At 35.9% G+C, this 13,321-nt stretch carries 13 protein-coding genes, 2 riboswitches and 1 other annotated feature; of the genes, 1 reads left to right on the top strand and 12 read right to left on the bottom strand.

Annotation, left to right across the window (positions count from 1 at the left end; translation table 11 throughout):
• Window positions 1-24: 24 nt before the first annotated feature.
• The 12 genes from CQZ94_RS01960 to CQZ94_RS02020 form a co-directional block, all read right to left on the bottom strand.
• Window positions 25-1,380: a sodium-dependent transporter gene (locus tag CQZ94_RS01960; protein ID WP_142395720.1), complete on the bottom strand. Its 1,356-nt coding sequence runs from the start codon at window positions 1,378-1,380 to the stop codon at window positions 25-27.
• A 111-nt stretch (window positions 1,381-1,491) separates the two neighbouring features.
• Window positions 1,492-1,739, bottom strand: a binding site (T-box leader).
• A 61-nt stretch (window positions 1,740-1,800) separates the two neighbouring features.
• The gene (locus CQZ94_RS01970; protein WP_105584072.1) at window positions 1,801-2,418 is read right to left on the bottom strand and encodes an NAD(P)-binding protein; all 618 of its coding nucleotides are present in this window, start codon (window positions 2,416-2,418) and stop codon (window positions 1,801-1,803) included.
• The gene (locus tag CQZ94_RS01975) at window positions 2,393-3,145 is read right to left on the bottom strand and encodes a sirohydrochlorin chelatase (RefSeq protein WP_105584073.1); all 753 of its coding nucleotides are present in this window, start codon (window positions 3,143-3,145) and stop codon (window positions 2,393-2,395) included. The genes CQZ94_RS01970 and CQZ94_RS01975 overlap by 26 nt, the downstream gene beginning before the upstream one ends.
• A 1-nt stretch (window position 3,146) precedes the next feature.
• The gene (gene cobA / locus CQZ94_RS01980) at window positions 3,147-3,923 is read right to left on the bottom strand and encodes a uroporphyrinogen-III C-methyltransferase (protein ID WP_105584074.1); all 777 of its coding nucleotides are present in this window, start codon (window positions 3,921-3,923) and stop codon (window positions 3,147-3,149) included.
• A gap of 85 nt (window positions 3,924-4,008) precedes the next feature.
• Complete coding sequence (locus tag CQZ94_RS01985) at window positions 4,009-4,209, bottom strand: DUF3906 family protein (protein ID WP_070141468.1); 201 nt, start codon at window positions 4,207-4,209, stop codon at window positions 4,009-4,011.
• Between the two features lie 10 nt (window positions 4,210-4,219).
• Window positions 4,220-5,842 (bottom strand): nitrite/sulfite reductase, encoded by a 1,623-nt coding sequence (locus CQZ94_RS01990; protein ID WP_105584075.1) that lies wholly within the window; start codon window positions 5,840-5,842, stop codon window positions 4,220-4,222.
• A gap of 11 nt (window positions 5,843-5,853) precedes the next feature.
• A complete protein-coding gene (gene cysC, locus CQZ94_RS01995) occupies window positions 5,854-6,447 on the bottom strand; it encodes an adenylyl-sulfate kinase (protein WP_105584076.1) in 594 nt (197 codons plus the stop codon).
• 12 nt (window positions 6,448-6,459) lie between these two features.
• The gene (sat, locus tag CQZ94_RS02000) at window positions 6,460-7,596 is read right to left on the bottom strand and encodes a sulfate adenylyltransferase (RefSeq protein WP_105584077.1); all 1,137 of its coding nucleotides are present in this window, start codon (window positions 7,594-7,596) and stop codon (window positions 6,460-6,462) included.
• A 39-nt stretch (window positions 7,597-7,635) separates the two neighbouring features.
• Window positions 7,636-8,340, bottom strand: coding sequence for a phosphoadenylyl-sulfate reductase (locus tag CQZ94_RS02005; protein WP_105584078.1), 705 nt, complete (start codon window positions 8,338-8,340; stop codon window positions 7,636-7,638).
• Between the two features lie 86 nt (window positions 8,341-8,426).
• Complete coding sequence (locus CQZ94_RS02010) at window positions 8,427-8,570, bottom strand: YezD family protein (protein WP_002149491.1); 144 nt, start codon at window positions 8,568-8,570, stop codon at window positions 8,427-8,429.
• Window positions 8,571-8,642: 72 nt separating this feature from the next.
• Window positions 8,643-8,751, bottom strand: a riboswitch (SAM riboswitch).
• A gap of 113 nt (window positions 8,752-8,864) precedes the next feature.
• Window positions 8,865-10,181, bottom strand: coding sequence for a diaminopimelate decarboxylase (gene lysA / locus CQZ94_RS02015; protein ID WP_105584079.1), 1,317 nt, complete (start codon window positions 10,179-10,181; stop codon window positions 8,865-8,867).
• 180 nt (window positions 10,182-10,361) lie between these two features.
• Window positions 10,362-10,543, bottom strand: a riboswitch (Lysine riboswitch).
• Window positions 10,544-10,632: 89 nt separating this feature from the next.
• The gene (locus tag CQZ94_RS02020; protein ID WP_105584080.1) at window positions 10,633-11,031 is read right to left on the bottom strand and encodes a DUF3888 domain-containing protein; all 399 of its coding nucleotides are present in this window, start codon (window positions 11,029-11,031) and stop codon (window positions 10,633-10,635) included.
• Window positions 11,032-11,292: 261 nt separating this feature from the next.
• Between CQZ94_RS02020 and CQZ94_RS02025 the strand changes: the two genes are divergently transcribed.
• Window positions 11,293-13,179: an LTA synthase family protein gene (locus CQZ94_RS02025; protein WP_105584081.1), complete on the top strand. Its 1,887-nt coding sequence runs from the start codon at window positions 11,293-11,295 to the stop codon at window positions 13,177-13,179.
• Window positions 13,180-13,321 lie beyond the last annotated feature (142 nt).

The following is a 13,321-nucleotide window of genomic DNA, read 5'->3' on the forward strand; positions in this document are numbered from 1 at the left end:
GATGGAGAAATCTCCGTCTTTTTATTATGCAAATATTTTAAATACGCCTACCGCATTTAAAAATACGATAATTACAGTTACCGGAATGACATAACGAAGTAAGAAGAACCAAATGTTAAATAATGTTTTCCCTTTCGTATCCGTAACTTCTAATTCTTTCATTAATAACTCTTTACTCATTTTATTTGGTACGAATAGCGAAATGGCTAGTACTCCTAATGGCAGTAATACATTACTTACCGAAAAATCGACGAAATCAAAGAATGTCTTACCAAATATTTTCACATCACTCATAATTCCAAACGATAACGCTGATGGAATTCCAACTGCAAAAATAAGAATACCAATTAATAACGAAGCTGACGGACGCTTCTTCTCATTATCTTTCGCAACAGATGCTACTACAATTTCAAGCATTGAAATAGCAGATGTTAAAGTCGCAAAGAAGAATAACACTAAAAACATAATGAAGAAAAATTGTCCAAATGGAATTTTCGCAAAGACAGCAGGAAGAACGATAAACAGTAGTCCTGGTCCTTCTGTCGGTTTAACTCCTAATGCGAAAATCGCCGGAAAAATCGCTAATCCTGCAAGTACTGTAATAAATACAGTTAAACTTACAATAGATGTTGCTGATTTAGCTAAATGCTCTTCTTTCTTTAAATACGAACTATACGTTACCATTACCGAGGCACCTACCGTTAGTGAGAAGAAAGATTGTCCCATCGCATATAAAATCGTATCTGCTGTAAGCTTTGAAAAATTTGGTTTTAAGAAGAACTCTACCCCAGCCATAGCACCATCAAGTGTTAACGCACGAATAATGATAGCAATAAATAAAATGAATAATAGCGGCATCATGTACTTACTTGCTTTTTCTATGCCTTTTTCCACACCTTTACTAACAACAAAAATGGTACAAAGCATAAAGATGAATTGCGCCCCAATCGCACTTACTGGATTTGAAATTGTTTCAGCAAACAATTTCCCATAATCGACTACTCCGTTCCAGAAACTACCTGTGACACTATAGTATAAATAAAGTAAAATCCATCCACCTACAACACTATAAAAAGATAGTACGCTAAAACAAGTAACAACTCCCATACGACCAATCCAAGGATATAACTTGCTATTCGGTACTAATACTTTATAAGCTGTAACTGCCTCTTTTTGAGTACTACGGCCAATAACAAATTCAGCTAAAAGAAGAGGCATACCAATAAATAAAGTTAATAGTAAGAATACAAGGAAGAATGCGCCTCCCCCTCCATTACCTGCAACATATGGAAACTTCCATATTGCACCAAGACCTACTGCGGCTCCGGCTGCTGCGAGTACAAATCCAATTTTCGACGTCCATTGCTGTGTTTCTTTCATCATAATTTCTCCTTTTCTGAATATTATAACTTTTATTAATTATACACTTTCATTTCATACTCGCACACCTCCTTTAGAAAATAAAAAAGTCCCCTACACGCAAATATGCATGTAGAGGACGATATATGTAATATAAATACCGTGGTACCACCTCAATTGGATTGATAAATCCCACTTGTTCAAGCACAGGAAAATTCCGATACTCTATCCTTTTAACGGCGGAACCCGGGTTGCCTACTGCAATGTTCAGCATACCTCTCGCAAGCCCATTCTGTATATTTTATCGTACCGGGCTCACACCTTACCCCAGTTCTCTGAACGCCTCAAATATACGTACTCTTCTTGCTCATCGATTTCATCTATTGAAGTTACTTGTGATTATAAATTATATTTTTATATTTGTAAAGCACAATTCACTCACTATCCTATATAAATTCCCCTCTCTAATTCTTGTAAAAAAAGCTCTCTTTTTTGTTCACTTTGAACATATATCGACTTTAATACTTCTTGCAACAATATATTTTTTTGCCTTTTCTCTACTTGTAATTCTTTCACTTTTATTCTAACTTCATATAAAAAATCAAGATACGATTCATACTTCTCATCATATTTATTTGCGATATCATCACGGATTTTTTTTGCAAGTTTCGGACTTGCCCCTCCAGTAGAAACAGCTACATTAAGTAGTCCACGATGAATTGCCGCCGGAAAATGAACATTTCCACTTTCCGGATTCGTAATAACATTTACCAATTGATTTACCGAGGCATCTTCAGCAATTTGTTCATTTAGTACCGAATCGCTAGTCGCTGCAACTACTAAAAAAGCATCTTTAATATCACTTTTCTCATACTCTCTTTGATACCAACGAATTTGCTTTTCTTCTACAAGTTTCACTAAATTCGCATCTAATTCTGTACTTACCACAACTATATCCGCACCTTGTTTTAGTAAAGGAATAATTTTAAACCCTGCTACTTTCCCTCCACCAATGACAACAACACGTTTCTTATCAACTCGCACTGTAAGTGGATACATATTGATCTCCCTTCAATATTTCCTCTGTTTTCTGAATTAACATCTCTCGAAACGCTACATTCTTTCCTAAATATGGACTTATTTTTATCTCTCCCGACTCATATTGACGCACTTCTTTCTCAACATGCTTCATGAGTAAGCCTGTAAATAATAAGTAAGGTAACACAACAATGTTTCGTTCTTTTTGTTCTACAATTTCTTTCAACTTCTCATCAAACTTCGGCTCCGCGGCTGCTAAATAACAGACTTCCACCTCTTTAATGTTCTCTTCTTTTTGAAATAAAGAAGAAATCCACTTTATGTCTTGTAAAGTTTCCGGATCACTACTCCCTCTTGCAACAAGCAAAAGTGTTACTTCTTCTTCATATTCTTTAATGCCACTGCCGTTATATACCGCTTTTACAAGCACTTCTGATACACCAAATGGATTACCATACACTATTTTGATATCCGGATATTCCTCGTTTAACTTTCGTAATTCAAGCGGAATATCTTTCTTTACATGTCCTGCCGCCAATAAAAAAACAGGAATAGCAACAATCTCTGTAGCACCACGCTTCACACATGTACGAAATCCTTCTTCAATAGAAGGACTCACTAGCTCTAAAAAACAAATTTCTTGAATATTTGCCTCTACACGGTTCATACATGACGTAATAAATGCAACCGCTTCTTCTTTTGCTGCTTTCAAACGACTTCCATGACATATATATATAACAGCCTTCATTTTACAATACTCCGCTTACTTGATATGCATTTTCCGTTTGTTTCTCAAACCAATGTATCTTTTCTCTAAAACGGACAACTTCTCCAATAATAATCATACTCGGATTTTGAATTTGTTCTTTTTTGGCAACATCTACAATTGTTCCTAACGTCGCTGTAACAGTGCGCTGCATAGATGTCGTTCCCCACTCAATGATAGCGGCGGGTGTACTTTGATCTTTTCCATGTTTTATTAGTTGTTCACATATGTAAGGTAAATTACTAACCCCCATATAGACCGCTAATGTATCTACACCTTTCGCTAAACTTTCCCACTTCACTTCCTCTTCAGCCCCTTCTTTCCGGTGCCCTGTCACAACAGCAAAACTTGCACTTGCATCGCGGTGCGTTACTGGAATTCCAGCGTAAGCAGGAGCAGCTATACCAGCTGAAATACCAGGAATAATTTCAAATGGGATACTTTGCTTCGCTAACGCTTCAGCTTCTTCTCCACCTCTTCCAAATACAAATGGATCTCCACCCTTAAGCCTCGTTACAACTTTTCCTTTTTTCGCATATTTAATAAGAAATGTGTTAATTGTCTCTTGCTTCATCGTGTGATAATTCGGGAGTTTCCCGCAATAAATTAAATCTGCTTCAGGCTTTGCATAAGAAAGTAACTCTTTATTCACAAGGCGGTCATACAAAATAACGTCCGACTTCTCGATACATTTCAATCCTTTAACAGTAATTAAATCTGGATCACCAGGACCCGCCCCAACGATATAAACCTTCCCCATCATCTCTCCTCATTTCTACTATAAAATGAAACTTCCACTCTTCATCACGAATGGAAGTTACTCTTATTTCGTGTTACACTGCTCCTTACTCGTGAATAACAAATGCCGCACCTTTTCGAATCTTCTTTTTTTCATATAAAGAGAGTTCTTTCACTTCTGGTAGCGGTAAAAAGTATTTTTCAAGTTCTATCTCTGCAAGCTTAAATGCTTGTTCTTCACTTTGAGCAACAACGACTATCGGAACAACACTATTCGCTAATACAGCTTCAAATCGATATAAATCCATATTGTCCCTCCTAAGACTCTATTACTTCTTCTAATACACGATTTAGTACAATTTGTAATTCTTCCACTCCAACACGTCCTACGAAATCATAAAACGTTTCGGCTAGTAATTTATTCTTTTGGAAATAACTTAAAAAGGACACGAGAACATCCGGCAAATCTTCTCCATCTATTTTCCCTTTTAATTTTTCGTTATATGCTCCTCCGTCTAATAGCGTTCCGCCCACATATATTTCAAACGCCTCAACGATTCCCTTTTCCTTCGTTTTCAGTTTTACCCCTTGCAAACCAATATCAGCAATTTGACGTTGACCACAGGAGTTCGGGCATCCTACCATATGAATTCGAACTGGAACATCGAGTGCAATTTGTGTATCTAAGTACTCTGCGATTTTGCGTAATCTTTCTTTCGTTTCTACTAACGCAAGATTGCAATACTCAATACCAGTACATGAAACCGCATGACCAATAAATGATTTCGGATTTGCAGAAATTGCTTCAAACAACGGTTCACTTAATAATCCTGCAACATTTTCTGGCGGAATATTCGGAACAATGAAGTTTTGAGAGTTACAAGTTCGAATTTGCCCGTTTCCATATTTCTTTGCAATTCTTGCAATCTCAAACATTTCCTCTGCATGCAAACGCCCTACTGGTACATTAAAGCCGACATACTTTAATCCTTCTTGTTTTTGATCTTGAACGCCATAAAAGTATCCTGCATTCCAGCCTTTGAGAGCACTTTCCCCTTTACTTTGCAATGGGCCTGTGTATTCTACTAGTTTCTCTTTAAATTTCTCAGCGCCCCAGTCAGCGACAAGAAATTTCAAACGTGCTAAGTGGCGTTTTTCACGATATCCAAAATCACGGAATATAGTAGCAATTGCAATCGATACTGCCTTCACTTCTTCTGGTAAAACGAATACATCTAATTCTTCCGCTAAGTACGGACGAGCTGATAAGCCTCCGCCTACTTTTATATGAAAACCAACTTTTTTCTCACCATCTATTTCTTTCGTAGCAGGTGTAAATGCCACACAGTTAATCTCTGCATTTGCTGAATTATAAATGTTAGAACTAATAGACATTTTAAATTTACGTGGTAGATTAGAAAACTCTTCATTATGTTGGAAGTAATCGTATATTTCTTTAACAATCGATGTTGTATCAAATAGTTCATTCGCATCAATTCCAGCAAGTGGATTACCTGTAATATTACGCGTAATATCACCACATGCCCCTGCTGAAGATAAACCAACTCTCGCTAATCTTTTAAAAATATCCGGAATTTGCCCAATTTCTAACCAATGAAACTGAATCGCCTGTCTTGTCGTAATATCTAACACATCACGCCCATAATCTTCAGCGATAGAAGCAAGTGCTTCTGCCTGTGCATTTGTAATAATCCCAGAAGGAATATTAACACGCATCATAAAATATCCTGCTTCTTTCGGACGTTGTAAATACAATCCTGCCCATTTAAAGGAGTCCCACTCTTCTTGCGGAATAGATTCAAATCCATTCTCCGCATAATACGGAATATCATTAAAGATTTCTAATCCATCTTTTTCTAATTTCTTTTTCTCGGACGGATTCAATTTTTCATTATTTGCCCATACTTTTTCATACCTCATCTTTTATCCCCCTATATAAAACTACGCTCTTGTAAGTAATTCACAATTTGTTCTGCACATTCTTCAATAGAATTCATGTGCGTTTCTACAATTAATTCCGCCTTTTCAGGTTCCTCGTAAGGTGAATCAATACCAGTAAACTGTTTAATATCACCTTGTCTTGCTTTTTTATAAAGCCCTTTCGGATCACGTTTCTCACACTCTTCAATCGGACACTTCACAAAGACTTCAATGAATTCATCTGCCGCTAAAAGGTCTCTAACTTGTTTACGATCTACTCGAAATGGTGAAATAAACGCTGTAAGGACAACTGTTCCTTGATCTACAAATAACTTCGCTACTTCACCAATGCGTCGTATATTTTCCATACGATCACTTTCAGAGAATCCCAAATCCTTATTTAAACCATGGCGAATGTTATCCCCATCTAGTACGTAATTCCCTATATTTTTTCCGAATAATTTTCGAGCAACTGCATTTGCTACAGTAGATTTACCTGAAGCCGACAAACCAGTAAACCAAACTACAAAACTATGATGCCCATTCTTCAATCTTCTCTCATCTTTTGAAACAGACGCTGTATGCCAAGTAATATTCGTATCCATGTCGTTCTCTCCCTATTCTGTTACTACTTCTTTTTTCAAACCTTTAATTAACACTTCTACTACCTCTTTACGACTAAATGTACTTGGCGGAATCTCACCATTTCTTAACATTTCTCTTACTTTTGTACCTGATAAAATGACACGGTCCTCTTTTCCGTGCGGACACGTTTTCGTTGAAGCCATTGCTTCACATCTAGTACAGTAAAAACTATGTTCAAAGAATAGCGGCGTAATCCCTAACTCTTCTACTGTAAAATTCGTAAAGATTCCCTGTGCTTCGTATGTTCCGTAATAGTCTCCTACCCCAGCATGATCACGCCCTACAATAAAGTGGGTACATCCAAAATTCTTTCTTACTAATGCATGAAATATCGCTTCCCTTGGACCTGCATATCGCATCGCTGCAGGAAATACCCCTAAAAAAACACGATCTTTTGGATAGTAATTCTGTAGTAATACTTCATAACTTTCCATCCTTACATCAGCAGGAATATCATCTGATTTCGTTTCACCAACGAGCGGGTTTAAAAAGAGACCATCTACAATTTCAAGTGCCGACTTTTGAATATACTCATGGGCACGATGTACCGGGTTTCTCGTTTGAAATCCGACTACTGTTTTCCAACCACGTTTTTTAAATCCTTCTCTCGTTTCAATTGGATCTAAATGATAAGAAGGAAATAGATTATTTTCAAAGCGTTTTATAAGAGTAATAGCTCCTCCAACGTAAACATTTGATCGTTCATATAATTTTTTCACTCCTGGATGAGCCTCATCCGGCGTTTTATATACAAGTAACGCTTCTTTTTCTTTATCTGGTACAAAAATATCTTCTATTCTAATGACACCATATACATTTCCGGCGTTGACAAGTTTTACTTCCTCTCCAACCTGCAGTTTCTCTGCTACTTCTTCTGTTACCGGTAATGTAATCGGTATACTCCATACGCTACCATTTGCTAAACGAAGCGTTTCTACTACTGAGTCATAATCTCTCTTCCCTAAAAATCCTGTAAGAGGGCTATATCCTCCTGTCGCCAAAAGTTCTAAATCACTAAGTGCAATTTTGTCTAGCTCGATTCCCTTTACAATGTTCGATATGTCATATGTTTCATCAATGCGATTTACTAATTCATTTGTTGTACTCATCTTCTTATATCCCTTCTTAGCTTTATTTCAAAATCTATCTCATTGAAAGTGAAGTCCACATTCTGTCTTCATTTTCCCAGCCCATCTTCCATCTCTTGAGTCGCCACCATCACCTACAGGTAATGTACATTTCTCACACCCAATACTCGGATAGCCAACATCATGCAATGGGTTATATGGCAAACTATGTTTGTATACATATCGCCAAACTTCTTTCCAAGTCCAATGAATGAGCGGACAAACTTTAATAGATTGAAAACGACGATCTTGATTTATAAACTGTGTATGCTTACGCGTTTCTGATTGTTCCCTTCTAAGGCCTGATATCCACGCTTTTTCGGCTGCTAATGATTTTTCTAGCGGCAAAATTTTTCTTATCTTACAACAGAGATTCGGATTACTTTCCCATAACTTCTCTCCATGAAGCTTCGCTTGTTCATCAAGTGTAAGTTCTGGCTGTTTTTCTATAATATTTAATGAAGGAAATCTCTCGCGTACCTTCTTAATTAATTCGTATGTTTCTTGAAAATGAACATTTGTATCTAAAAATACAACTTTAGCAGATGGATTTACTTGGTTTATAAGATACAATAAAACCATTCCCTCCACCCCAAAGCTACATGCATATACAATTTCATCTTTATACTCTCTATAAGCCCAACTTAATACCGATAACGCACCCTTCGTTTCATTTTCTTCAGAAAATGAAACACTATTTTCTTTCCACGTTTCGTACGTCAACATGTTTTTTCCCCCTGTAAAAGCAAAAAGACGGTTTTAATCTAATAAAATAGATTAAAACCGCCTCTAGTTTTTCTAGTCAGCGCTTTTTACTTTAAACGGACCTTTTCACTTTTCTCTAATTGAATCACTTTTCCATCTTGCACAACAATTGTAATTGAACCATATTTCATATCAGCAAGCATCGTTTGAATTTTTTCGGACACTTCATCAAAATGTTCCCGTACGCTCACGCAAACAGCCCCCCTTTTTATTCATAAAAAAAATCTTTCCCATTTCGAAAAGACTGTTCGGTAATATATTTTACCTTATCTTTCAAAATGGATTCCATTTTGCTGGATTTAGCACCTTGCTTTCTATAAGCAGGTTGCCGAGCTTCGTAGGGCCAGTTCCCTCCGCTTCTCTTGATAAGCTTTGTATTTGTATTTTATCACAATTCTGATTTTTTTCAATCCTAGTTTTCCGATATATTTTATTTATTTTATAAAAAAGGAATTGCCCATCCTGAACAACTCCTTTTTTCATATTTAAACAAGTTCTTTAATACGTATGCGATCGTTCCCAATAATATTTTCATATGTTTCACGTTCTACAACAATTTGTGATGTTCCGCCTTTTGCGAAGACTACAGCCGGTCTACGAATACGATTATAATTATTAGCCATCGAATACCCATATGCTCCCGTGCAAGAAATTGCTAGTAAATCAGAAGAAGCAACTTGCGGTAGATTAATATCCCAAATCAGCATATCTCCACTTTCACAGCATTTCCCAGCAATCGAAACAAGTTCCTCATTCTCATCATTCCCTCGATTCGCCAACATGGCTTCATAACGCGCTCCATATAGAGCCGGTCTTAAATTATCTGTCATCCCACCATCGACTGAAACATATTTCCGAATACCAGGAATCTCTTTCACCGCTCCGACTGTATAAATTGTTGTTCCAGCATCACCTACAATACTACGCCCTGGCTCAATCCATATTTCAGGAAGCGGATATTCACATAATGTAAACTGCTCTCTCACCGTACTTGTTACAGCGTGCACATACGTTTCAAGTGTTAACGGTGTATCAGACTCCGTATAACGTATACCGAAACCTCCGCCGACATTTAATACTTTCACTACATAATTTGTTCGCTCTCGCACTTCTTCTAAAAATTGACGTAATACTTCAATTGCTCGAACAAAACCAGCCGTTTCGAATATTTGCGATCCGATGTGCGAGTGAATCCCTAGCACATTATAATTTGATTTTTGCAAAGCTAGCTCAATTGCTTGCATCGCTTGACCATTTGAAACACCAAATCCAAATTTCGAATCCTCTTGACCTGTTGTTATATATTCGTGTGTATGTGCCTCTACTCCAGGCGTTACACGGATTAATATGTTCACAAATTTCCCATGTTGCACTGCTAAATCATGTAAAATTTCTAATTCTAAGAAATTATCTACCACAAAACAACCAATATTCGCCTGAAGAGCCATAATCATTTCTTCTTCTGTTTTATTATTTCCGTGAAAATGAATGCGCGATGCCGGAAATCCTGCTTGGAGTGCAGTATATAATTCTCCTCCAGAGACAACGTCTAAAGACATATTTTCTTCACGAGCTACTCGGCACATCTCCATGCACAAGAACGCCTTGCTAGCATATGCTACTTGATAAGAGAAACCACTTTCCTTAAAAGCACGATGAAACGCACGACATTTCCCTCGGATTGACTCTTCATCGTATACATAAAGTGGTGTTCCGTATTGTTTTGCTAGTTGCGTCGTATCGCACCCTCCAATTTCTAAGTGTCCTTGCCCATTGATTCGGCTTGTGCCGTGAAAATACATTTGAATTCCTCCCTTATTTCCTCTAAAACTCATAACCCCAATCTTCTATTCATTGCAGCACGCTTTTAGATAGACAAAAAACGCGCGGAACAATGTTCACACGCGTTTCTTATTAGGAAAAATATATATTGAAAAAATAAACGAGTTGTTATCTTCTCAAAATAAGAAACCGCATCAACATCTCCAAATAGTTCTCCATAAAATAAATATTATGACAGTACTACATTTATTCAATGCAGTCCCAATATAAGAATAACGTGGTTATTCTTATATTTCGGCAATAGTCCCTTTCAACCTATGGTCACAGATTCCACTAAATCTCCCATAGCTTACTCTTTCCTATCGCGGCCTCTACCTTTGAGAGTAGATGAGGTAAGTCTATTTAATTTTCAAACATCTAATTGTTGCTATTAACAATACCAAAGGAACATTTTATTTGTCAAACAATTTTTTATATTGTTTTTTTACAGTTTAATTTCGTGTCATTTGGTAAGCGCTTTATAGAGATTTTTGTAACAGTCCATTCTCCTTCTTCATTGTTAAACGTCATACTTATCTTCTCAAACGGCGGAAGTACTTTTCCACCTATTCCTGATTCATATTTCGTTATTTCAATTACTGCTTGAAATAAATATGTACCGCTATAAAGTTTTTTTAGACTAATAATTTTAGGACAATCAAACGGTTTTAATTTTCCATATTGTTTCTCAATCGCTTCATTTATTTTTGGAAATAACACAGAATAAAGAGCATCTTCCATGAGCGGTGCATCATATTGTGCTACTGATACACTCGGTGAAACAAAAAGCATAAAACTAATGCATACTATAAAATATAATAATTTCCGCATCATAACCTCCGTATCATTACGCGATACTTTCCATGTTTAACGAATGATAATAATCATACATAGAAATTCCATTTTATTGTCTCCCACTTCGCTTTTTCTACTCAATTGTTACAAAAAAAGCCCACAACTCCCCTTTATTTTCGTATAATGATACTCATAGTATAATAATCATAATAATAAAGGACTGTTCGTATATATATAGTGAGACGATTTTCAAACAAACTCACATGAACTGTCATGCTTTTAGGAGAGGAGTATATTATGCTAAAACATTTGTTTCCAAAACTGCGATTTGCACTCGTTGCGGTCGTTTTATTATGGATTAAAACATATATTGTGTACAAGCTAGCATTTGATATTAAAATTGATAACTTCTTTGAAGAATTTATGCTTTTTATTAACCCAATAGCTTCATTACTTTTATTTTTCGGTTTAGCTTTACTTGCATCTAAGTACCGAAACCGAATTATTATTGGAATTAGTTTTATACTGTCATTTATTTTATTTGGAAATGCAATGTTTTACGGGTTCTATAACGATTTTGTTACTTTCCCTGTTTTATTCCAAACAAATAATATGGCTGACTTAGGAACGAGCATTAAAGAGCTCTTTACGTACAAAACATTACTTTTATTTGCAGATGCAATTATTTTAATGTTTATTTCACGTAAATTCCCATCATTTTGTGACAGGGCGCCACTTTCTCGTTCTGAAAAACGGACTTTCTTTAGTGGTGTAACAGCGCTATTGGCACTGCAAATTGCTGTTTCAGTTATTTACAAACCACAAATGTTCTCACGCTCATTTGATCGTCAAACTGTCGTGAAAAATTTAGGTTTATACACATATCATCTATTCGATATTACACTTCAATCTAAATCTTCGGCTGAACGTGTATTTGCAAGTGGCGACGGATTCTCCGAAATTAAAAATTATACTGACGCAAAAGATAAGCAAGTTGATAAAAACTTATTCGGAGCTGCAAAAGGTAAAAATGTAATTTTAATTTCAATGGAATCTACACAAAGTTTTGTTATTAATAAAAAAATAAATGGAAAAGAGATTACTCCATTTTTAAATGAGTTTATAAAAGATAGTTTTTACTTCGATAACTTCTATCATCAAACGGGACAAGGTAAAACTTCCGATGCTGAATTTATCGTTGAAAACTCCCTTTATCCGTTAGATCGTGGTTCTGTATTCTTTACTCATGCAACAAATGAATATACTGCCACACCAGAACAGTTAAAGAAATATGGATATTCTTCCGCTGTCTTCCATTCAAACGATAAAACATTTTGGAATCGTGATGTAATGTATCCTGCACTTGGATATGATCGTTATTTTAATTTAAATGATTACGTAGGCACTGAACAAATGTCTGTCGGTTGGGGATTAAAAGATAAAGAGTTCTTTGAACAATCTATTCCAAAGTTAAAATCTTTACCACAACCGTTCTATACAAAATTTATTACTTTAACAAATCATTTTCCGTTTCTTCTAAATCCAGAAGATCAATATGTTGATGAGTTTAATTCAGAAAGCGATGTTCTAAACCGCTATTTCCCAACGGTCCGCTACACGGATGAAGCTCTTAAATTATTCATTAACCAATTGAAAGAAGAAGGATTATACGATAATTCCGTTATTGTCATTTATGGTGATCATTATGGTATTTCTGAAAACCATAATGCAGCTATGGCTCAGTTCCTTGGGAAAGACGCTATTACACCGTTTGATTCTATGCAATTACAACGCGTACCTCTCATTATTCATGTGCCAGGTCAAGAAGGAAAAGTCATTTCTAAAGTATCAGGACAAATTGATATTAAACCAACGCTACTTCATTTACTTGGTATTAAAACAAATCAATCCATTGAATTTGGAACTGACTTATTTATAAAAGAAAAAGACCCTCTTATGGTAATGCGCGATGGTAGTTTTGTAACAGAGGATTATGTTTATACAAAAAATATGTGCTACAAAAGAAGCTCAGGTGAAGAGGCAGATGTAACACTATGCCAGCCGTATATTGAAAAAGCAAAAACAGATTTAAAACTCTCCGACAAACTGATTTATGGAGATTTATTACGATTCGATCCTAACAATCGATATAAAACTGGAACGATGACAACGAAATTTGAATAATGAAAGAAGCAACTTTATGAAAAGTTGCTTCTTTTTTACTTACACTTCAAATCTTTCACCAATTGGGAATTTTTTTCGTATGAGAAAGAAATTTATGGTATGATAAAATAAGTAAACTTTCATACACTAATTAAGAATTTAT

Origin of the sequence: Bacillus sp. MYb209 (assembly GCF_002975175.1) — a bacterium.
In the GTDB taxonomy this organism is placed as follows: Bacteria; Bacillota; Bacilli; order Bacillales; family Bacillaceae_G; genus Bacillus_A.

Coding starts and splice junctions, on each gene's coding strand:
- CQZ94_RS02025 (WP_105584081.1), top strand. CDS start 11,293: ATGCTAAAACATTTGTTTCCAAAACTGCGATTTGCACTCGTTGCGGTC.
- CQZ94_RS01990 (WP_105584075.1), bottom strand. CDS start 5,842: ATGAGGTATGAAAAAGTATGGGCAAATAATGAAAAATTGAATCCGTCC.
- sat (WP_105584077.1), bottom strand. CDS start 7,596: ATGAGTACAACAAATGAATTAGTAAATCGCATTGATGAAACATATGAC.
- CQZ94_RS02005 (WP_105584078.1), bottom strand. CDS start 8,340: ATGTTGACGTACGAAACGTGGAAAGAAAATAGTGTTTCATTTTCTGAA.
- cysC (WP_105584076.1), bottom strand. CDS start 6,447: ATGGATACGAATATTACTTGGCATACAGCGTCTGTTTCAAAAGATGAG.
- lysA (WP_105584079.1), bottom strand. CDS start 10,181: ATGTATTTTCACGGCACAAGCCGAATCAATGGGCAAGGACACTTAGAA.
- CQZ94_RS01960 (WP_142395720.1), bottom strand. CDS start 1,380: ATGAAAGAAACACAGCAATGGACGTCGAAAATTGGATTTGTACTCGCA.
- CQZ94_RS01975 (WP_105584073.1), bottom strand. CDS start 3,145: ATGAAGGCTGTTATATATATATGTCATGGAAGTCGTTTGAAAGCAGCA.
- CQZ94_RS02020 (WP_105584080.1), bottom strand. CDS start 11,031: ATGCGGAAATTATTATATTTTATAGTATGCATTAGTTTTATGCTTTTT.
- cobA (WP_105584074.1), bottom strand. CDS start 3,923: ATGGGGAAGGTTTATATCGTTGGGGCGGGTCCTGGTGATCCAGATTTA.
- CQZ94_RS01970 (WP_105584072.1), bottom strand. CDS start 2,418: ATGTATCCACTTACAGTGCGAGTTGATAAGAAACGTGTTGTTGTCATT.
- CQZ94_RS01985 (WP_070141468.1), bottom strand. CDS start 4,209: ATGGATTTATATCGATTTGAAGCTGTATTAGCGAATAGTGTTGTTCCG.